Origin of the sequence: Vibrio halioticoli NBRC 102217 (assembly GCF_000496695.1) — a bacterium.
Classification (GTDB): Bacteria; Pseudomonadota; Gammaproteobacteria; order Enterobacterales; family Vibrionaceae; genus Vibrio; species Vibrio halioticoli.
The window spans coordinates 1-19422 of sequence record NZ_BAUJ01000062.1 but is presented as its reverse complement, the minus strand read 5'-3'; the positions used below and the strand labels follow the sequence as shown (position 1 = coordinate 19422).

Annotated in this window: 17 protein-coding genes, 6 tRNA genes and 1 rRNA gene; 8 read left to right on the top strand and 16 right to left on the bottom strand. The window is 43.2% G+C overall.

Going from position 1 to position 19422, the window contains the following annotated elements; genetic code table 11:
- Positions 1-83: 83 nt before the first annotated feature.
- The 6 genes from glpG to ftsY form a co-directional block, all read right to left on the bottom strand.
- Positions 84-920 (bottom strand): rhomboid family intramembrane serine protease GlpG, encoded by an 837-nt coding sequence (glpG, locus tag VHA01S_RS15470; RefSeq protein WP_023405282.1) that lies wholly within the window; start codon positions 918-920, stop codon positions 84-86.
- The gene (gene glpE, locus VHA01S_RS15465) at positions 917-1240 is read right to left on the bottom strand and encodes a thiosulfate sulfurtransferase GlpE (protein ID WP_023405281.1); all 324 of its coding nucleotides are present in this window, start codon (positions 1238-1240) and stop codon (positions 917-919) included. Before glpE ends, glpG begins: the two co-directional genes overlap by 4 nt.
- 366 nt (positions 1241-1606) lie before the next feature.
- The gene (gene rpoH / locus VHA01S_RS15460) at positions 1607-2467 is read right to left on the bottom strand and encodes an RNA polymerase sigma factor RpoH (protein ID WP_023405280.1); all 861 of its coding nucleotides are present in this window, start codon (positions 2465-2467) and stop codon (positions 1607-1609) included.
- Between the two features lie 166 nt (positions 2468-2633).
- A complete protein-coding gene (ftsX, locus tag VHA01S_RS15455) occupies positions 2634-3566 on the bottom strand; it encodes a permease-like cell division protein FtsX (protein ID WP_023405279.1) in 933 nt (310 codons plus the stop codon).
- Positions 3556-4230, bottom strand: a complete 675-nt coding sequence (ftsE, locus tag VHA01S_RS15450) for a cell division ATP-binding protein FtsE (protein ID WP_023405278.1) — start codon at positions 4228-4230, stop codon at positions 3556-3558. Before ftsE ends, ftsX begins: the two co-directional genes overlap by 11 nt.
- A gap of 23 nt (positions 4231-4253) precedes the next feature.
- On the bottom strand, positions 4254-5492 hold the full coding sequence (gene ftsY, locus VHA01S_RS15445; RefSeq protein WP_023405277.1) for a signal recognition particle-docking protein FtsY: 1239 nt from the start codon (positions 5490-5492) through the stop codon (positions 4254-4256).
- Between the two features lie 153 nt (positions 5493-5645).
- Here ftsY and rsmD point away from each other — a divergent pair, with 153 nt between their 5' ends.
- Positions 5646-6239, top strand: coding sequence for a 16S rRNA (guanine(966)-N(2))-methyltransferase RsmD (gene rsmD, locus VHA01S_RS15440; protein WP_172972847.1), 594 nt, complete (start codon positions 5646-5648; stop codon positions 6237-6239).
- Between the two features lie 2 nt (positions 6240-6241).
- Positions 6242-6511 (top strand): DUF1145 domain-containing protein, encoded by a 270-nt coding sequence (locus VHA01S_RS15435; RefSeq protein WP_023405275.1) that lies wholly within the window; start codon positions 6242-6244, stop codon positions 6509-6511.
- 132 nt (positions 6512-6643) lie between these two features.
- On the opposite strand, the gene VHA01S_RS15430 is transcribed toward VHA01S_RS15435, so the two are convergent.
- From VHA01S_RS15430 to VHA01S_RS15410, 5 genes are all read right to left on the bottom strand, one after another.
- Positions 6644-6720: transfer RNA gene (locus tag VHA01S_RS15430), tRNA-Pro, on the bottom strand.
- Positions 6721-6771: 51 nt separating this feature from the next.
- A tRNA-His gene (locus tag VHA01S_RS15425) sits at positions 6772-6847 on the bottom strand.
- 44 nt (positions 6848-6891) lie between these two features.
- Positions 6892-6968: transfer RNA gene (locus VHA01S_RS15420), tRNA-Pro, on the bottom strand.
- A 146-nt stretch (positions 6969-7114) separates the two neighbouring features.
- A tRNA-His gene (locus VHA01S_RS15415) sits at positions 7115-7190 on the bottom strand.
- 46 nt (positions 7191-7236) lie between these two features.
- Positions 7237-7313: transfer RNA gene (locus tag VHA01S_RS15410), tRNA-Arg, on the bottom strand.
- 287 nt (positions 7314-7600) lie between these two features.
- Here VHA01S_RS15410 and VHA01S_RS15405 point away from each other — a divergent pair.
- Positions 7601-8014, top strand: coding sequence for a c-type cytochrome (locus VHA01S_RS15405; protein WP_023405274.1), 414 nt, complete (start codon positions 7601-7603; stop codon positions 8012-8014).
- A gap of 70 nt (positions 8015-8084) precedes the next feature.
- Here the strand turns inward: VHA01S_RS15405 and rep are convergent, their stop codons facing one another.
- A complete protein-coding gene (rep, locus tag VHA01S_RS15400) occupies positions 8085-10100 on the bottom strand; it encodes a DNA helicase Rep (RefSeq protein WP_023405273.1) in 2016 nt (671 codons plus the stop codon).
- Positions 10101-10269: 169 nt separating this feature from the next.
- On the opposite strand from rep, the gene VHA01S_RS15395 reads away from it, so the two are divergent.
- The 4 genes from VHA01S_RS15395 to ubiK all read left to right on the top strand — a co-directional run bounded on the left by VHA01S_RS15395 (position 10270) and on the right by ubiK (position 15429).
- Positions 10270-10842, top strand: coding sequence for a TetR/AcrR family transcriptional regulator (locus tag VHA01S_RS15395; protein WP_023405272.1), 573 nt, complete (start codon positions 10270-10272; stop codon positions 10840-10842).
- A gap of 15 nt (positions 10843-10857) precedes the next feature.
- Positions 10858-11958, top strand: coding sequence for an efflux RND transporter periplasmic adaptor subunit (locus VHA01S_RS15390; RefSeq protein ID WP_023405271.1), 1101 nt, complete (start codon positions 10858-10860; stop codon positions 11956-11958).
- A 10-nt stretch (positions 11959-11968) separates the two neighbouring features.
- Entirely contained in the window at positions 11969-15040 is a 3072-nt protein-coding gene (locus VHA01S_RS15385) for a multidrug efflux RND transporter permease subunit (RefSeq protein ID WP_023405270.1), read from the top strand.
- A gap of 137 nt (positions 15041-15177) precedes the next feature.
- Entirely contained in the window at positions 15178-15429 is a 252-nt protein-coding gene (gene ubiK, locus VHA01S_RS15380) for a ubiquinone biosynthesis accessory factor UbiK (RefSeq protein ID WP_023405269.1), read from the top strand.
- Between the two features lie 256 nt (positions 15430-15685).
- Here the strand turns inward: ubiK and ilvC are convergent, their stop codons facing one another.
- Complete coding sequence (gene ilvC / locus VHA01S_RS15375) at positions 15686-17170, bottom strand: ketol-acid reductoisomerase (RefSeq protein WP_023405268.1); 1485 nt, start codon at positions 17168-17170, stop codon at positions 15686-15688.
- A gap of 142 nt (positions 17171-17312) precedes the next feature.
- Here ilvC and ilvY point away from each other — a divergent pair, with 142 nt between their 5' ends.
- On the top strand, positions 17313-18200 hold the full coding sequence (gene ilvY / locus VHA01S_RS15370; RefSeq protein WP_023405267.1) for an HTH-type transcriptional activator IlvY: 888 nt from the start codon (positions 17313-17315) through the stop codon (positions 18198-18200).
- Positions 18201-18208: 8 nt separating this feature from the next.
- Here ilvY and VHA01S_RS15365 read toward each other — a convergent pair whose 3' ends face one another.
- The 3 genes from VHA01S_RS15365 to VHA01S_RS15355 form a co-directional block, all read right to left on the bottom strand.
- Positions 18209-18871 (bottom strand): hypothetical protein, encoded by a 663-nt coding sequence (locus VHA01S_RS15365; protein WP_023405266.1) that lies wholly within the window; start codon positions 18869-18871, stop codon positions 18209-18211.
- 250 nt (positions 18872-19121) lie between these two features.
- Positions 19122-19237, bottom strand: a 5S ribosomal RNA gene (gene rrf / locus VHA01S_RS15360).
- 48 nt (positions 19238-19285) lie between these two features.
- Positions 19286-19361 (bottom strand) — tRNA-Thr (locus VHA01S_RS15355).
- Positions 19362-19422: the final 61 nt, after the last annotated feature.

The following is a 19422-nucleotide window of genomic DNA, read 5'->3' as shown; positions in this document are numbered from 1 at the left end:
TCTTTACCAACTAATGACGCACTCTTAATGTAATGCGCCAATTGTACCAATCGCAATACCAATAAGGTAATAGAGATCACCAATTAAGTGCTCTTAGTACGATTTATGCTATCTAAGCCACCTAATACGCACCCTGCGACCAAACCAGCAAGGTGTGCGGTATTAGCAATGGCCATAAATGGTTGTACAAAACCAAGCACTAACCACACCAACATAAAACCAAGAATAGGTTTAGGTATATCTAACCCAAGTTGCGGTGCGCGCACCGAAACAACCCAAATATATCCAACTAAGGCGTACACAACCCCACTAAGGCCACCAAAGTTGGCACCGTCAATCCAGTATTGAGCACAACCTGAGATGAGTGCGGAGAATAAGAAAATTTTCGTCAGGCGAGCTCGCCCTAATTTTTGCTCGATATCACCACCGAGTTGCCACCACCAAAGTAAGTTAAAGGTGATATGCAATACAGAGAAATGCAGCAGCGCATGCGAGAAATAACGCCATACCTGCCATTGTTGCTCGCTAACCGCAGGGAAATGTAGCCAAGAGAATACTTGCTGCTGCATCCCTAGAATACGAAGTCCATAAATTAGGATAGATATCGCCATAATTAGCAAAGTCATTGGCCCAGCTTTGGCTTTAATCATCTGCAAAAAGCTAGGAGTGGAATAACTGAACTTTTGGGTGCGGGTTTCAGCCATGTGCCAAGAGGCGGCTTGGTATTTTTTATGGTTGGGATCTTTTAAAAACAGTTCTAGTTCTTGCTGCACTTCTGGCAACGCATTTTCATCATGCAGCCAAATCGCAAACTGACCGTCCCCTTCTCCCACTTGAGAAAGAGTCACCTGCTGTGAGGCCATGTAATCAATAAAGGCTTGAGCGATACGAGGGTTGTTAATCTGTATTAAACGAATCATTCATGGACCTCGATTGGTAGCTGTTGACGCTGCCAAGCCTCAAAGCCACCATCAATACTAAATACTTGCTCAAAACCTTGGTTAAGTAAGTACTGAGCAACACCCACACTGCTAATACCGTGATAGCACATCACTAGGATCGGATCGTCAAACTCCACCGAATCCATGAATTCAGCAATGCTCTGATTGGTCAAATGAAAAGCATCTACCGCATGTGCCACAGTAAACGCTTGAATGTCGCGAGTATCAACCAATTTTGCTTGCTGTGTTGATAACATCTGGTGTGCTTGATGAACACTGATTCGTTGTATTTCTTCCATTATTTGTTTTCTCTTAAAAAATCCTATCCAAAGCCAATAAGGAATTTTATCCCTAATACAAAGAGCATAATGATCAATTTACCACCAGCTGTGGGTAAACCTGTGGATTACGTTGATAAAGTGTTTTTAGCAAAGATGATCCACAATATCTAGTATTGATCCTTAATAATGTGTTGATTTAAAATTATCTATCCCCACCAGAGATATCGATGATAACCCTTGCTTTAACTGAGTTAAAGACATGCTATCGAAATTTATCCCACAGAGTTATCCACAGAAAAACCACCTAAATAACAGGGTAAAACCGATCCTAATAAAAAAGGCCAAGATCTCTCGATCTTGGCCTTTAAAGAAATTTAATATCGCTTACAAATCGCCAACGGCCAATTTAAGCTTTTTCATCGCATTCTTTTCTAACTGACGAATACGCTCTGCCGAAACACTGTAGGTATCTGCCAGATCTTGTAAGGTAAGCTTTTGGTCATCTAACCAACGAGCACGTACAATATGCTGACTACGCTCATCAAGAGTGGCTAAAGCACTCGCTAGACGTGCATTAGTGTGGCTTTCCCAGTTATCCGCTTCAATAGAATCTGCAATGTCTGAATCTTGATCTTCAAGATACAACGCAGGTGCGACTGGATTGAAGTTCGTCGCTGTATCGTCATCAGCTGAAAACTCAAATGTGGCATCTTGAGCAGCTAAGCGAGATTCCATTTCACGAACTTCGGAAGGTGATACACCTAACTCATTCGCTACTGTCTCAACTTCACCATTGTTAAACCAACCTAAACGTTTTTTATTTTTACGCAGGTTGAAGAACAGTTTACGTTGAGCTTTGGTAGTGGCGATTTTAACAATACGCCAGTTACGCAATACGTACTCGTGAATCTCAGCTTTAATCCAATGAACTGCAAATGAAACTAGACGAACGCCCACTTCAGGATTGAATCGCTTAACGGCTTTCATTAGTCCGATATTCCCTTCCTGAACTAAATCAGCAAGCGGAAGACCATAACCAGAGTAACCACGGGCAACATAAACAACAAAGCGCAAGTGAGATAGAATCAGCTCTTTCGCTGCCTCAATTTCGCCATTGTAATGTAAACGCTCGGCAAGCTCTCTTTCTCGCTCTGCGGTTAACATAGGGTAACCGTTTGCTGAGCGGATGTAGCTATCTAGGCTATCTTGAGATACCAACGCCATTGAAAACGCTTTACTAGCCATTCAATTCCTCATTCATTGAACTTTACTACTTAACATTATTAAATTAGGTATGCCTAAAAGAATAACGGACTGAACATTATGCACAGAATTCAAACTAGAGCAAGTCTTAGTCTGTGAGTTGAGACATACACATTATCCCCCCTCTATCTATTATGACCAGCAAATTCTACACAGGTTCAATTTCAGAAAGATGACGGCGCGCAGAAGCTTGAGCGGCAAAGAGACCTAAAAAGCTTCCTACTAACAAAAGGATAACGGATTCATCTAAACCCAATGGGCTAAGAATAAAGCTACTATCATAAAGTGATGCCACCGACTGCACCGTACTTCCCAAAAATAGTGATAAAGATAGAGTAATTAACCAAGCTAATAGTGCGCCCAGTAAACCAAACCACATTCCGGTATAGAGGTATGGACGTAAAATAAAGCTATTGGTTGCCCCAAGAAACTTCATCACTTGGATTTCTTCTTTTCTCGCCAATACATTGAAACGCATGGTATTACCGATAATTAAAATCACCGCCACTAACATCATGCACGCCAAAGCAATAGCCAACGAACTGCTTAGTGTTTTCACAGCATCAAAACGCTTCAACCAATCTTGATCAACACGTACATCGGTAAACACATCAACCGACTTCGCCAATTCCAAAATATGTTGCTGAGTCGCCTTGGACGCTTGCGCAGGATGAATAACCAGTAATGCAGGCAATGCGTAGTCATTCAATAGACTGATGGCGTCATTAAACCCTGCATGTGAACTTAAATCTTGTAAGCCTTGTTGAGACGAAATGTACTCGACCTTTGAAACGGACTCATCGCTCTCTAGCTTATCCTTGATAAGCATAATTCGAGCTTCAGATGTCCCTTCTTGTAAGTAAGCACTTACCGCCGCAGGCTGACTGACTTCTTGCGCGGCATCTAAAATATTCTTGGCCACAACGTATAAGCTAGAAGGCAGTGCTAATACAATCGCAATCACCGCTAAGGTAAACAAGTTACCTAGTGGACGATCCATAATCTCGCGTAAAGAATCTTTAGCCACTATGTAGTGTGAACGAAAATACCCTATTTTCTCTACAGAACCTTTACTGGCCATAACCTGCTGCCTCACTCAAAAATCCTTGGTTCAATTCAAAACGGCGATATTGCTTACGCATTTCCATCATGCCCACATCATGCGTCGCAATCAGAATAGAAACGCCTGCACGGTTAAACTCTTCAAATAAGCGGAAGATACGATTAGATAGCTCAGGATCTAAGTTCCCGGTAGGCTCATCGGCAAGCAATAAAGTGGGTCTATTCACTACAGCGCGTGCAATACCCACCCTTTGCTGCTCACCACCAGAAAGTTGCGAAGGCAAACAGCGGGCTTTTTCAAGCAAACCTGTTTTATCAAGAGCGGCACTGACTCGACGTTTAATCTCATTTTCAGCAATAGACTCTATGCGCATCGGTAATGCCACGTTGTCATAAACAGTTCGGTTCATTAACAAGCGGTGGTCTTGGAAAACAATTCCGATATTACGTCTTAATAGCGGGATCTCTTTATCCCCAATACGGGTAATGTCATGCCCATTGAAGGCAATCTTACCGTCGGTAGGTCGCTCCATCGCGCAAATAAGTTTCAGTAAAGTACTTTTACCTGCGCCAGAGTGACCGCCAAGAAAAGCCAGTTCGCCTTTTTTTAAGTGAAAATCGACTTTTTGCAATGCCTGATGGCCACCACGGTAAGCCTTACTCACCTGTTGAAAATTAATCACAAAATCATCCTTGCGCTAGGCTTCTAATCTTCTCTACTAAATAATGCATCGATGAAATCTTGCGTTTCAAATGGACGCAAATCTTCAATGCCTTCACCCACACCAATATAACGAATTGGGATATTAAACTTGTCTGCAATCGCAAAGATAACGCCACCTTTAGCGGTTCCATCCAGTTTCGTTAACGTAATACCTGTAACCGGTTCTACGTCACTAAACAGTTTAGCTTGGCTCATCGCATTTTGACCGGTACCCGCATCTAAAGTCAGCATGATCTCATGCGGGGCACTGTCATCAATTTTCTTCATTACGCGAACAATCTTACGCAGTTCTTCCATAAGATTACTTTTGTTTTGTAGACGTCCTGCTGTGTCTGCAATCACCACGTCATAGCCGCGAGCTTTAGCCGCTTCAATCGCATCGTAGATAACAGAAGCACTGTCTGCGCCGGTATGTTGTGCAATAACAGGCACGTCATTGCGTTGACCCCACACTTGCAACTGCTCCACCGCCGCCGCACGGAAAGTATCCCCTGCAGCTAGCATGACTTTTTTGCCTTGCCCTTGGAACTGCTTAGCGAGCTTACCGATAGTGGTTGTTTTACCAACGCCGTTCACGCCTACCATTAAAATAACGTACGGTGTTTTTTGTTCATCAATATGTAACGGCTGCTCTACTTTTGCCAAAATCTCAGCAAGCTCTTCTTTTAAAAGATCATATAAAGCTTCACCATCTTTTAGCTGCTGCTTAGAGGCTTTCTCTGTCAGGCTGTCGATGATTTTCATGGTCGTTTCCATACCAACATCCGCAATCAGAAGTTGTTCTTCTAATTCTTCAAATAGGTCATCATCAATTTGCTTGCCTTTAAACAGGCCAAAGAAACCCGCACCAATATTCGCTTTGGTTCGTGCAAGACTACGTTTTAAACGAGCAAAGAAGCTCTCTGTCGGCTTCTCTTGCACCTCAGGCTGAATCACATCGTCGGCTACGAGCTCAGTAGATTCTGGCTCTTGTGCAGGTTCAGCTGCATCTTGCGCTTCGATTTCTGTCTCGGCTTGCTCGGGTGTATCTTCTACTTCGGTCGCCTCTTGTGCGACAACCTTACTATCAGACTCATCTGCCGGCGTTACTGCTTGTTCAGTAACTTCAGTATCCAGCTCTTGCTGTTCGTTAACGTCCGTTTCTTTTTGCTCTGGTTTTGTTTGTTCTTCTTCACCAAAACCAAGCCAAGACAATAAGCCGCGTTTTTTCTTATCCGTCATCGAAGACTTTCCCAATTACTCATGATTCGTGCGTATATACAATGCAATTGCGCAGTGTACGTTTAATTAGCGATGATTAATCTCGTATTTACGAGTACAATTTTAAAATAATTAATTGGGTATGATACCACTTATTCCATGGCCAAAAATAGCATGAGAAAACATCAACGCTCCTCTTCTTCACAAAATAATAAGGGTTCAGGGTCAATCCGCATCATTAGCGGGCTTTGGCGAGGCCGAAAATTACCGGTTCATGATGCCGAAGGTTTACGCCCAACCACCGATAGAGTGAAAGAAACCTTATTCAATTGGATTGCCAGTGACATCCCCAATGCACGTTGCTTAGACCTATTTGCAGGTTCGGGTGGCTTGGGTTTTGAAGCCGCATCAAGACAAGCCGAAGAAGTAACTCTTATTGAGTTAAATGTAAAAGCATTTCAGCAACTACAACAGAACATGCAAGCGGTGAAAGCGACCAACATCACCCTATTAAATCAAAATTCATTAAACTTCTTGAAACAACCAGGGAAGCCATACGATATTGTGTTTATCGATCCTCCCTTTCGTCAGGGCCTTCTGCTAGAAGCCATCGAACAACTAGAAAACAATGGCTGGCTGAGTGATCAGGCTTTAATTTACATTGAAACTGAAAAAGAACTGGCAATGCCTGCATTACCCGATAATTGGACAATGCACAGAGAAAAAGTGGCGGGACAGGTTAGATTCCAACTATTTATAAGAGAGTAAGAATGAAATACCTTTTGATACTTGCAAAGGCGGCCATCGCCTTTGTATGGTTTGTGCTTATCTATAATCTTTTTCAGCCGTTTCCCGGCAAAGCGGCCATTGCGCTTTATATCATGACCGCCTTCCTATTCATGATGCACGGCCTACAGTCGGCTATCTTCCTTGGTGCATTTGGCGATAAAGTTAAACTCAGCTCTTGGGAAAAATGGTCCATTTTGATCTTTGGTATTTTTGCGTTATTGGATATTCGACGCAAACATATGATGGACTAGTCTCACTGCTTAGCATAAATACAAAAACGCACTTTTTAGTGCGTTTTTTGTTTGAAATAGCCGAAGTAGGTCGCTTTTCACAAATTACAGACGTAAAAAAGCCCCACTCTTTCGAGTGAGGCTTCGTTATAGTGGTCGGTGAAGAGGGATTCGAACCCCCGACCCTCTGGTCCCAAACCAGATGCGCTACCAAGCTGCGCTATTCACCGACAAATTTCATTTCAATCAAATTGAAATAGGGAACCGAAGTTACCAAATGATGGGGTGGCTAACGAGATTCGAACTCGCGACCACCGGAATCACAATCCAGGGCTCTACCAACTGAGCTATAGCCACCATCAATTTTTTATAATCACCGCTTTTGCCATGACTAATTGTAGTGGTCGGTGAAGAGGGATTCGAACCCCCGACCCTCTGGTCCCAAACCAGATGCGCTACCAAGCTGCGCTATTCACCGACAAACTTTAGAAAATTTCGTTTACCAGAGGCTTGCCTCTAGTCTCGCTATTTTCAAAGACAGGATACACTATCAAGTAATGTTATCACCGACTTAATTTCATCCCGATTTAACATCGAAATAGGAAACCGAAGTTACCAAAATAATGGGGTGGCTAACGAGATTCGAACTCGCGACCACCGGAATCACAATCCAGGGCTCTACCAACTGAGCTATAGCCACCACTATTTTTTGCCAATACGCTGTTTGCTAAAAACAGGCTTCCGGATGGTACGCCCGAAAGGATTCGAACCTTCGACCTTTGGCTCCGGAGGCCAACGCTCTATCCAGCTGAGCTACGGGCGCATGCCCTATCGGCGGAGTGGAATAATACGGATATCACAGTTTGCCGTCTAGTACTTTTTACAGTTTTTTTTGTGTTTGTGCTTTTTTTCAACGAAAACGATCATTATGTCGCTATTTTTAGATGTGATTTAACCCTCGCCCTCGTAAAGATATAGTTTAATGCAACATTCATAAGATATATAATCACCCAACATTTACAACACTTTAACAGTTGGTGATTTCATTTTGTGCGATCTGCACACAAATGGTCAACCGGTTAGCGCTTACCTAGAATTAAAAGAGAATGAATGGATATGCCTCGTAAACTTGTTACTTTATTTACCGTTGCGCTGGTTTTTTCTGGTGCTAGCTTTGCTTCATCAGATCAAGCTGATTATGATGCAATAGCTGAGCGCATTAAGCCTGTCGGCAATGTTTACATCGCAGGAAGCGAGCCAGAAGCTGAAGTTGCAGCGGCAGGCCCTCGTGACGGCGCTACTGTTTATGGTACTTTCTGCCTAGCGTGTCATAGCTCTGGAGTGGGCGGCGCACCAAAAATAAATGATGCTGCTGATTGGAGCCCCCGCATCGCACAAGGTAAAGAAACAATGGTTGAACATGCGATCAATGGTTTCAATGCTATGCCAGCAAGAGGGGCATGTATGGATTGTACTGATGAAGAAATCGTTGCCGCTATCGACCATATGATTGCCAATCTTTAATCATTAGCTACCTATGCGATTAACATAACGCGACGAACTTTGTTAAAAAGATGGCTTGCGCCATCTTTTTTTATTTTTTAAACATTGCTCTAAGATTTGCGATATGCGCTTGCCCTTTTTGCATGCGTTCTTCTTTGGTTTGCTCTTTCTTTTTCACTTCCCATTCAAGATCATCAAAAGGCAATTCATCTAAGAAGCGACTTTGAGTTGGCTTGATTAACTCTCCGTACTGGCGACGCTCTTTACATACCGTAAAACTCAGCTCTTTTTGTGCTCGCGTAATCCCCACGTACATTAAGCGACGCTCTTCATCTACATTTTCTTCGTCGATACTGGTTTGGTGCGGTAATATGCCTTCTTCTGCTCCCATTAAGTATACGTACGGGAACTCAAGGCCTTTAGAGGCATGTAAGGTCATTAGTTGCACTTGGTCCGCTTCGGCATCGTCTTCCCCACGCTCCATCATGTCACGCAGTGTTAAACGCTGTACCACTTCTTTGAGAGTTTTCTCTTCTTTGTCATAGTTGTCCCCCTCAAGATCAGCCACAATCCAGCTATACAGGTCAGAAACGTTCTTCATGCGCATTTCAGCCGCTTTTGGGCTAGCAGAGGTTTCATACAACCAATCTTCGTAGTTGATATCACGCACTAAACTGCGCACCGCTTCCACGGTATTTCCACGCTCAGCGTTATCGCCCACTCGCACCAACCACTCAGTGAAACGTCTTAAGCTCTCCAAGCCTTTACCGGATAAGGTTTGTTCTAAACCGAGTTCAAAGGAGGCTTCAAATAAGCTTTTGCCACGCATATTGGCGTAGCTACCTAACTTTTCTAAAGTCACCGGACCAATCTCACGGCGTGGGGTATTCACGATACGTAAAAATGCATTGTCATCATCAGGGTTCACTAACACTCGTAAATACGCCATCACATCTTTAATTTCCGCTCTAGAAAAGAAAGACGTTCCTCCGGAAATTCGGTAAGGAATACGGTTTTGCATTAAAGACTTTTCAATTAATCGTGATTGATGGTTACCACGATACAAGATGGCGTAATCTCGATAGTGAGTTCGATTTACAAACTTATGTGCAATGATCTCACCCGTAATACGCTCGGCTTCATGGTCTTCATTTTTTGCCATTAACACTTTGAGCTTTTCACCATCAGGGATCTCTGAAAAAAGCTTTTTTTCATATACGTGAGGGTTATTGGCAATCAAAATATTGGCTGAGCGTAAAATTCGGCTGGTTGAACGATAGTTTTGTTCAAGCTTAACCAATTTTAGATTTGGATAATCTTCACCAAGCAAAACTAAGTTTTGCGGTTTAGCCCCACGCCAAGAATAAATAGACTGATCATCATCACCTACCACTGTTAAGCGACCACGCTCACCCACCAGCAATTTAACCAGTTCATATTGACTGGTATTGGTATCTTGATACTCATCGACCAATAAATAACGAATACGCGCGCGCCAGCGTTCTCGCACCTCTTCATTTTGCTTTAATAGCAATACAGGCATCAAAATCAGATCATCAAAATCTAGCGCGTTGTAAGCGACCATTTGACGTTGATACATTTCAAAACAGTCGGCAAATAATGTGTGTAACTCACCTTGCGCTGAAGCTCTAGCTTGAGCAGGAGTTAACATGTCGTTTTTCCAGTTGGAGATAGTACTCACTAACTGACGCAGCAAGTCTTTATCCCCTTCCAAAAGATCTTCGGTTAACTCTTTAAGCATGGAAAGTTGGTCTTGGTCGTCAAATAACGAAAAACCCGCTTTTAGACCTAGCGCTTTGTACTCTCGACGAATGATGTTCAGGCCCAAGGTGTGAAAAGTAGACACCATCAGCCCTTTAGATTCATTTTTACCTAAGGTTTGCCCAACTCGCTCTTTCATTTCGCGAGCGGCTTTGTTGGTAAACGTTACCGCCGCGATATTGCGCGCCTTATAGCCGCATTGCTGAACAAGATAAGCAATCTTATTGGTAATTACGCGCGTCTTACCTGAACCTGCTCCTGCTAATACCAGACAAGGCCCAGACACAAATTTTACCGCTTGGTCCTGCTGTGGATTTAGCCTCATAACGTCACCGAGATACAAAAAAGGGTTCTAATGATACTTCTCAGCATGTTCATTTCCAATCGAATTTTCCTTTTTGAAATGCTTACCTATGCTTACAAATGGTTGCTTTTCAATATTTGGGCATTAAAATGAATGAACGTTCATTCATTTCTGGTGGGGTTACTACAAAATGGCATCTAAAACCAAGCGTCAAGATATCTTAGAGGCAGCAGTAGCTATACTCGGTCAAGACGGTTTCAAAGGCCTTTCCATACAAAAATTAGCCAGCGAAGCCAATGTCGCAACCGGTACGGTTTATCTCTATTTTAAGGATAAAAACCACATCATTACCGAAGCAAGACTTTGGCTCACCAAACAAGTGGCTGACATCATTCAAAACAATGTAGATCCAAATCAGTCACTGGAACAAAGATATAAAACAATGTGTAGCAACGTATGGAGTATAGGTGAATCTCATTTAAGACTATTGCAAACGCATGTTTTGTACGAATCATTACCTGCTACTTTAAATAATGAAATTCGAAGTTTAGAAAAGAAATTTTTTGACCCTCTACTGAGTGTGTTTAATGAAGGAAGAGAATCTGGCGAACTGAAAGATCTCCCCGACCCTATTTTATATACCCTGAGTTTGGAAAGTTGCGTGAGCTTAACTCGCAAACACTTCCAAGGTATTGAATCTATAGACAACACCATCTATCAACAGGCCATCCACGCGAGCTGGGAAGCCATTACAACAAAATAACTGGAGAACCGTTCCATGAAAAAGTGGACACTAATCATGCTACTTATTGCTATCGTTTTATTTGGTAGCGTAATTGGCTTTAACATCTTCAAGCAACAGAAGATAGCGGAGTACTTGGCGAATCGCCCAGAACCAGAATACCCAGTGACTGTAATTAAAGCAGCGGCTGATGACTGGACACCGAGCATCGATGTAATTGGCTTTATTGAACCTTTACAGGGCGTTACATTAACGGCGGAAGCCAGTGGTATCGTCACTAAAATTAACTTTGTATCAGGTCAGAAAGTCTCCAAAGGCGATTCTCTGGTTTTACTTGATTCTGATGTAGAAAAAGCCAACTTACAAAGTGCAGAAGCCCGTCTTCCTGCCTCTGCCGCTAAATATAAACGCTACAAAGGTCTATATAAGAAAGGCGCTATCTCTCAAGAAGATTATGATGAAGCAGAAGCATCTTACCTTTCTCTAAAGGCCGATATCACCGGTCTAAAAGCGACCATCAACCGTCGTGATGTAGATGCACCCTTCTCTGGAGTTATTGGTATTCGCGGGGTTAACCTAGGCGAATACATGCAAGCCGGTAGCCGAATTGCACGACTTGAAGACATCAGCGTAATGCGCCTACGATTTACCGTTTCACAAAACGACATCTCGCGCATCAACATTGGCCAATCTATTCGTATTGAAGCCGATTCGTACCCTGGTAGCATTTTTGACGGCACTATTTCAGCCATAGAGCCTGCCATTAACTACCAAAGTGGTCTTCTACAGGTACAAGCGGAAATTCCTAACGCACAGGGTAAGTTAAGATCAGGCATGTTTGCACGTGCACAAATTGTTTTACCAACCATAACTGAGCAAGTCGTCATTCCACAAGTTGCTATCTCTTACACTTTGTACGGAGACAGTGTATTTGTTCTTGATGAAAAAACACACCGAGTGAGCCAGCGAGTGATTAAAGCGGGTGAACGTACGCAAGATAAAGTGCGCATTTTAGAGGGCGTGAAACCTGGCGAAATGATTGTGACCTCAGGCCAAGTTCGATTAAGCAACGATTCTAAAGTGAAAATTGTAGAAAGCGACGCGACGAATCCTCCAGCTGAACTGCCGATGTTGTAAGGGATAAACAATGCGATTTACAGATATATTTATTAAGCGCCCAATACTCGCTATCTCTATCAGCTTTTTGATAGCTTTGCTTGGGTTGCAAGCCATCTTTAAGATGCAGGTACGTGAATATCCAGAGATGACCAACACAGTTGTGACTGTCTCTACTGGGTATTACGGTGCCAGTGCTGACCTTATTCAGGGCTTCATTACCCAACCCCTTGAGCAAGCCATTGCCCAAGCGGACAACATTGACTTTATGACGTCTCAATCAGTGCTAGGTAGTTCAACTATCACTGTGACCATGAAGCTCAATACCGACCCCAATGCGGCTCTAGCCGACATACTGGCCAAAACCAACTCGGTTCGTTCTCAGCTACCTAAAGAGTCTGAAGACCCAACTGTGACCATGTCGACAGGTTCGACAACAGCGGTTATGTACATTGGTTTTACCAGTGATGAGCTCTCTTCAAGCCAGATCACAGACTACTTAGAACGTGTTGTGAATCCACAGCTGTTCACAGTCAATGGTGTTTCTAAGATCGATCTGTACGGCGGGGTAAAATACGCTCTTCGAGTATGGTTAGATCCAGAAAAAATGGCCGGACTGCAACTGACTGCAACTGACGTAATGAACGTCTTAAATGCGAATAACTTCCAATCGGCAGCAGGTCAAGCAACGGGTACATTGGTTTTATACAACGGTAGCGCCAATACACAAGTAGCTAGCGTTAAAGATCTAAAGAACTTAGTGGTTAAGCAAGATGATGGCCAATTAGTTCGACTTAGTGATATAGCGAAAGTAACCCGAGAAAAAAGCCACGATATCTACCGCGCCAGTGCCAATGGTCGTGAAGCGGTCGTTACTGCTATCAACGGTGCACCAAGCGCTAACCCTATCAATATTGCCGCTGACGTATCAGAGTTATTACCACAGCTACAAAAGAACCTACCATCGAACATCAACATGCAGGTGATGTATGACTCAACCGTTGCGATTAACGAATCCATTCACGAGGTAGCCAAAACCATCGTTGAAGCAGCGTTAATTGTACTGGTGGTCATCACCTTGTTCCTAGGTTCTTATCGCGCGGTACTGATCCCTATCGTCACCATTCCACTGTCTTTAGTGGGTGTGGCTATGTTCATGCAGATGTTAGGCTTCTCTTGGAACTTGATGACCTTGCTCGCCATGGTACTCGCCATCGGGTTGGTGGTCGATGATGCGATTGTGGTGCTCGAAAACGTGGATCGGCATATTAAGTTGGGAGAAACGCCCTTTAGGGCTGCCATCATAGGAACGCGAGAAATCGCCGTACCGGTTATTGCAATGACACTGACACTGGGCGCGGTATACGCACCTATCGCCTTAATGGGGGGCATTACAGGCTCGCTATTTAAAGAGTTTGCATTAACCCTTGCCGGCGCGGTATTTATTTCAGGGATCATCGCACTGACGCTTAGCCCTATGATGTGTTCAACCATCTTAAAGCAAAATGAGCAACCGAATCGCTTTGAGGCATATGTACACAAAAAACTGGACGCGCTAAGCGAACGCTACTCTTCTGCGTTAGGCTCCATTATGCAGCATCGCGCTGTGGTTATTGTGTTTGCCTTAATTGTCATGGGCAGTTTGCCACTGCTCTTCAAATTCATTCCAAGTGAACTTGCACCTTCAGAAGATAAAGGTGTGGTTATGATGATGGGTACAGGTCCTTCTAACTCGAACCTCGACTATCTGCAAAACACAATGAATGATGTTAATAAGATCTTAGATGAGCAGCCTGAAGTGGCGTATGCGCAGATCTTTACAGGGATACCTAATGCTAACCAAGCTTTTGGTATCGCATCATTGAAACCTTGGAGTCAGCGTGAGGCAAGCCAAGCTGACATCACTAACCGAGTATCAGGCTTAGTCTCTAACATCCCTGGAATGGCCATTACCGCCTTCCAAATGCCAGAACTGCCTGGCGCTGGTTCTGGTCTGCCAATTCAGTTTGTTATCACTACGCCAAATAGTTTTGAGAGTCTATTCCAAATAGCGACCAACACCCTTGCTGAAGTGAGTGCTAACCCACAATTTGTCTACTCAGATCTGGATCTGAACTATGACTCAGCCACCATGAAAATCAACATAGATAAAGACAAAGCCGGAGCATATGGCGTCACTATGCAAGATATTGGTATTACGCTGAGTACCATGATGGCCGATGGCTATGTAAACCGAATTGACCTATATGGTCGTTCATATGAAGTCATTCCTCAGGTAGAGCGTAAATTCCGCCTCAACCCTGAATCAATGAATAACTACTATGTTCGCTCATCCAATGGAGACTCTATTCCTTTAGGAAGTTTAATCTCTATTGATGTGATTCCTCAGCCAAGATCACTGCCTCACTTCAACCAGTTAAACTCAGCGACGGTTGGGGTTGTTCCTGCGCCAGGTGTCACTATGGGTCAGGCAATCTCTTGGTTTGAAGCGACAGCAGCAGAGAAGCTACCCAGTGGATATAACCATGACTACATGGGTCAGGCACGACAGTTTGTAACTGAAGGCAGTGCGCTATACACCACCTTCTTACTGGCGATTGCAATTATATTCTTAGTATTGGCTATCCAGTTTGAGTCATTGCGCGATCCACTAGTGATTATGGTATCCGTACCTTTGGCCATCAGTGGTGCTTTGATTGCATTGGCTTGGGGGTTATCGACAATGAACATCTACTCACAGGTGGGGCTCATTACTTTAGTCGGGTTAATCACCAAGCACGGTATATTGATTTGTGAAGTGGCTAAAGAAGAGCAACTGCATAATCAACTTAACCGTATCGATGCGGTAATGGCGGCAGCTAAAGTGCGACTAAGACCAATCCTAATGACAACAGCGGCAATGATTGCGGGTTTAACCCCCCTCATGTACGCCTCTGGTGCAGGTGCAGAGCAGCGCTTTAGTATCGGTATTGTTATCGTCGCGGGCTTGACCATTGGTACTGTGTTTACCCTATTTGTGCTGCCTGTGATTTACAGCTTTATTGCTTCACAGCACAAACCGTTACCAGAATTTGATGAAGCAGATAGCATTCCATCAAAGTAATCTTGGTAAACTCACTGACTGGGGCTCTGTAAAGAGCCCTTTTTTATACCAAAAGCAAAGGTCGGTCTCTATTTTGCTTGCGACAAGTGGTTATGAATTGCTTAGAATATAGTAAAAGATTATAGAGAGATGCCCACATGTTCGACCCTAAAAAGCTAGAGTTAATAGCGAAGCAAATTCACGAGTCTATGCCTCAGCCTGTAAAAGACCTAGGCACTGATGTTGACCAAAAAGTTCGCCAAGTGATTCAAGCGCAGCTTAATAAACTTGATGTCATCAGCCGAGAAGAATTTGAAGTTCAAACTCAAGTCCTACTGCGTACCCGACAAAAGCTTAATGCCATGGAACAAAAAATGGCTGAGCTAGAAGAGAAGCTATCTGATAAATAATACCAATCACACCAAGTAAGTGATCAGAACTAGCGCAGGAAAAATGCTCGAGAACAAGACAGAATTTTTCGATAGTAGTTATTCTACAATCAAAAATTCTAACGCCGTTATCGAGCATTTTAACAAGCTAGAATGACCAGTTATTTAGTACGATTGGTATAACGTTTCTTACGGACATAAAAAAGGCTTGGTATGTAAATACCAAGCCTTTTCAGTTTCTAGCCACTGCGTTGTCGCAGTTTTTTATAAAGAACGATTAACCACCAACAGCGATACGCTTCATGTCTGTCATGTAACCACGTAGTTCTTCACCTACGTACTCAACTGGGTGGTTACGAATGGCTTCGTTCACTTCAATTAGACGTTGGTTGTCAACGAAGTTAGACGTTTCGCCTAGACCTTTACCAATTACGTCAGTTGCTACTGAAGGCATGAACTTCTCACGCAGTAGCGGAGTCGCTACGTTAGCAAATAGGTAGTTACCGTATTCAGCTGTATCAGAGATAACAACGTTCATTTCGTATAGACGCTTACGTGCCACTGTATTTGCAATCAATGGAAGCTCATGTAGAGACTCGTAGTAAGCAGACTCATCGATGATGCCTGACGCAGTCATTGCTTCAAATGCTAGCTCAACCCCAGCACGAACCATAGCAATCATAAGGATGCCGTTGTCGAAGTATTCTTGCTCTGAGATTTCTACATCAGAATCAGGGTAGTTTTCAAACGCTGTTTGACCTGTTTCTTCACGCCATTTGAATAGGTTAACGTCGTCGTTAGCCCAATCCGCCATCATAGTGCCAGAGAACTCACCTTGGATGATGTCATCCATGTGCTTGTTGTATAGCGGACGCATTAGGTCTTTTAGTTCTTCAGAAAGGTCAAAAGCTTTAATCTTAGCTGGGTTTGATAGGCGATCCATCATATGAGTGATGCCACCAAACTTCAGTGCTTCAGTGATGGTTTCCCAACCGTATTGAAGAAGCTTACCTGCGTAGCTTGCATCGATACCGTCAGCGATCATTTTCTCGTAACATACGATAGAACCCGCTTGCAACATACCACAAAGGATAGTTTGCTCGCCCATAAGGTCAGATTTAACTTCAGCAACAAAAGAAGACTCTAGACAACCTGCGCGGTGACCACCAGTACCTGCAGCCCAAGCTTTAGCGATATCCCAGCCTTCACCCTTAGGATCGTTTTCTGGGTGAACAGCAAGCAGTGTCGGAACACCAAAGCCACGCTTATATTCTTCACGAACTTCTGTACCTGGGCACTTAGGTGCAACCATAACGACAGTGATGTCTTCACGAATTTGCATGCCTTCTTCAACAACGTTAAAGCCGTGCGAGTAACCTAGTGCAGCACCTTCTTTCATTAAAGGCATTACCGTTTCAACTACGTTGCTGTGTTGCTTGTCTGGAGTCAAGTTAACCACAAGGTCAGCTTGTGGGATAAGCGTTTCGTAACTACCTACTTCAAAACCATTTTCTTTTGCATTTTTGAACGATTGACGTTGCTCATCAATCGCTGCTTGACGCAATGCGTAAGAAACATTTAGGCCAGAGTCGCGCATGTTTAAACCTTGGTTTAAACCTTGAGCACCACAACCTACGATAACCACTTTTTTACCTTTTAGGTAATCAGCTTCTGTAGCAAATTCAGAACGATCCATAAAACGGCAACGACCTAGTTGGTCCAATTGCTCACGTAGGTTTAGCGTGTTGAAATAGTTAGCCATGAAGGGCTCTCCTTAAAAATTCTATCCATAGTCCGGCTGCTTTATGCGCCGATTGAGTTCATACTAATTCAGGATTAAAGTTGCGCAAAGTGATATATTTACATCTAATCATTGCAAATTGTGCAACAAGAAGATTACTTAAATGAACGTTAAAAGCCTACAGATTTTTTTACATCTTTCCGAAAGTAAGAACTTCAGCAAGACAGCTTCGGCAATGCACATGAGTCCATCCACATTAAGTCGACAAATACAACGCCTTGAACAAGAAGTGCAACAAATCCTTTTTATTCGTGATAATCGCAGTGTTGAACTGACTACTGCAGGCAAAGATCTGCTCCCTATTGCGCACAATATCGTGAACCAATGGCAGACTTTTACGCTCAATTATTTGGATAATAAGGATGTGCTAAAAGGAGAGATACGCTTATTTTGTTCTGTTACCGCAAGCTATAGTCACCTGCCACGTCTGTTATCGGAATTTAGACTGTTGCACCCACTCATCGAATACAAACTAAGTACTGGCGATCCCGCGCAAGCCATAGAAAAAGTGTTAAACGATGAGGCCGATATCGCTATCTCTGCAGAAAGTGATCAATTATCGTCACGGGTCATATTTGAAAATATCAGCGAGATATCTCTTTCGGTTATCGCACCTAAAGGAGTTGCTAATGTAGAGAGTATGCTCAGCGAACCTATAGACTGGAATAAAATACCTTTCATCATACCGTCAGAAGGTACCGCGAGAGATAGATGCAACTCTTGGTTTAAACGCAGCAAAATCAAACCCAATATTTATGCACAAGTATCAGGGCATGAGGCCATTGTCAGTATGGTTGCACTGGGTTGCGGTATTGGTATTGCCCCTGATGTGGTGATTAACAACAGTCCAGTTAAAGATCGTATTCAAAAACTGGATGTCGAACCGGTGAAACCATTTAAATTAGGAGTTTGCTGTAAACGGTCTCAACTTAACAATCCCCTAATCAAGGCTTTATGGAACGTGGCTGAAGCTAACTATATTTCCAATTAAAACTGCTATCAAAAAGCCATTTTGTACTCTAGATAACCTTCTCCTGTAAAACCGGTATTGCTGTTTACTCTATTGTGTTGGCTTTCTGATGCATTGTAGCCCAATCGAATTTGATGGTTTTTATATTGGTAACTAATGAAAGTATCCACATATATGCTTTCATAACCTGACTCACCAAGCGTATAAAACGGGTCAACACCCAGAGAAAAACCCGAGCCAAGCTTAAATCGGTTATACACACCAATGGTTCCGGTCGTAATCCACTTATCTTCAATGATCTCCATAGACCCTAACGTTGCAATAGGATAAATAGTCCAAGAGTCACCCACTTGTAGTGTCGATACCGCGCCAATACTAGCCGAAGTACCAAAATCATTTTCAAGTTGTAGTGTCGATTCTGCGTAAACGCCAATACCTTGCCACAAGTTCATATGAGCGTAACGTACGTTAAGCGCATCCATCCCTTGCTTGGACTCAACGGCGAGCATGTTCTTGCCCCACGCAAACCCTGCCGAAAGGTCTAAATCTCCATTAGTGTATAAATGCGCACCAACACTTGAGTAAACCGCTGTTGGATCGGCCATATCAACCGCTTTGGATTGATTTGAGTCAGATTGAGCAAAACCAATAGTTGGAACAAGGTACAAACAAAATAGCCAAAAACGATTCATAAAGCCTCTCTTAATCGGAAGAGAAGCAAATTTATATGAAACGACTTTCAAATCCTAATGAAAGCAAAACATACCTGATATTCGGGTGGGTAATTCAATCTTAAAGAGGGAGCATACCGATAGTAGCAACACCAATCACAACAAATAGGAAGCCGGAAACAACAAAGAGAAAACGCTGAGACCAAGACGCTATTTTTCTAAACGCCAGATACGACAAAGCCCCGTCGAATGACGAGGCTTTTGAATGCAAACCTGGCGATGTCCTACTCTCACATGGGGAAACCCCACACTACCATCGGCGCTATTGTGTTTCACTTCTGAGTTCGGCATGGAATCAGGTGGGTCCACAATGCTATGGTCGCCAAGCAAATTTGGTTTTTGGTTTCGCTTTTATAAAAAGTAAAACTAAGAAAATGGTGCTAGTACCCAGAGTCGAACTGGGGACCTCACCCTTACCAAGGGTGCGCTCTACCAACTGAGCCATACCAGCAGTTTAACGTCTAAATTAGACGAAAAAACCCGCTAAAAAAGCGGGTTCTTCAAATTTAAAG

Coding starts and splice junctions, on each gene's coding strand:
- glpE (WP_023405281.1), bottom strand. CDS start 1,240: ATGGAAGAAATACAACGAATCAGTGTTCATCAAGCACACCAGATGTTA.
- rpoH (WP_023405280.1), bottom strand. CDS start 2,467: ATGGCTAGTAAAGCGTTTTCAATGGCGTTGGTATCTCAAGATAGCCTA.
- VHA01S_RS15405 (WP_023405274.1), top strand. CDS start 7,601: ATGGATATGCCTCGTAAACTTGTTACTTTATTTACCGTTGCGCTGGTT.
- VHA01S_RS15395 (WP_023405272.1), top strand. CDS start 10,270: ATGGCATCTAAAACCAAGCGTCAAGATATCTTAGAGGCAGCAGTAGCT.
- ftsX (WP_023405279.1), bottom strand. CDS start 3,566: ATGGCCAGTAAAGGTTCTGTAGAGAAAATAGGGTATTTTCGTTCACAC.
- ilvC (WP_023405268.1), bottom strand. CDS start 17,170: ATGGCTAACTATTTCAACACGCTAAACCTACGTGAGCAATTGGACCAA.
- VHA01S_RS15385 (WP_023405270.1), top strand. CDS start 11,969: ATGCGATTTACAGATATATTTATTAAGCGCCCAATACTCGCTATCTCT.
- rep (WP_023405273.1), bottom strand. CDS start 10,100: ATGAGGCTAAATCCACAGCAGGACCAAGCGGTAAAATTTGTGTCTGGG.
- ilvY (WP_023405267.1), top strand. CDS start 17,313: ATGAACGTTAAAAGCCTACAGATTTTTTTACATCTTTCCGAAAGTAAG.
- VHA01S_RS15435 (WP_023405275.1), top strand. CDS start 6,242: ATGAAATACCTTTTGATACTTGCAAAGGCGGCCATCGCCTTTGTATGG.
- VHA01S_RS15365 (WP_023405266.1), bottom strand. CDS start 18,871: ATGAATCGTTTTTGGCTATTTTGTTTGTACCTTGTTCCAACTATTGGT.
- rsmD (WP_172972847.1), top strand. CDS start 5,646: ATGAGAAAACATCAACGCTCCTCTTCTTCACAAAATAATAAGGGTTCA.
- glpG (WP_023405282.1), bottom strand. CDS start 920: ATGATTCGTTTAATACAGATTAACAACCCTCGTATCGCTCAAGCCTTT.
- VHA01S_RS15390 (WP_023405271.1), top strand. CDS start 10,858: ATGAAAAAGTGGACACTAATCATGCTACTTATTGCTATCGTTTTATTT.
- ubiK (WP_023405269.1), top strand. CDS start 15,178: ATGTTCGACCCTAAAAAGCTAGAGTTAATAGCGAAGCAAATTCACGAG.
- ftsY (WP_023405277.1), bottom strand. CDS start 5,492: ATGACGGATAAGAAAAAACGCGGCTTATTGTCTTGGCTTGGTTTTGGT.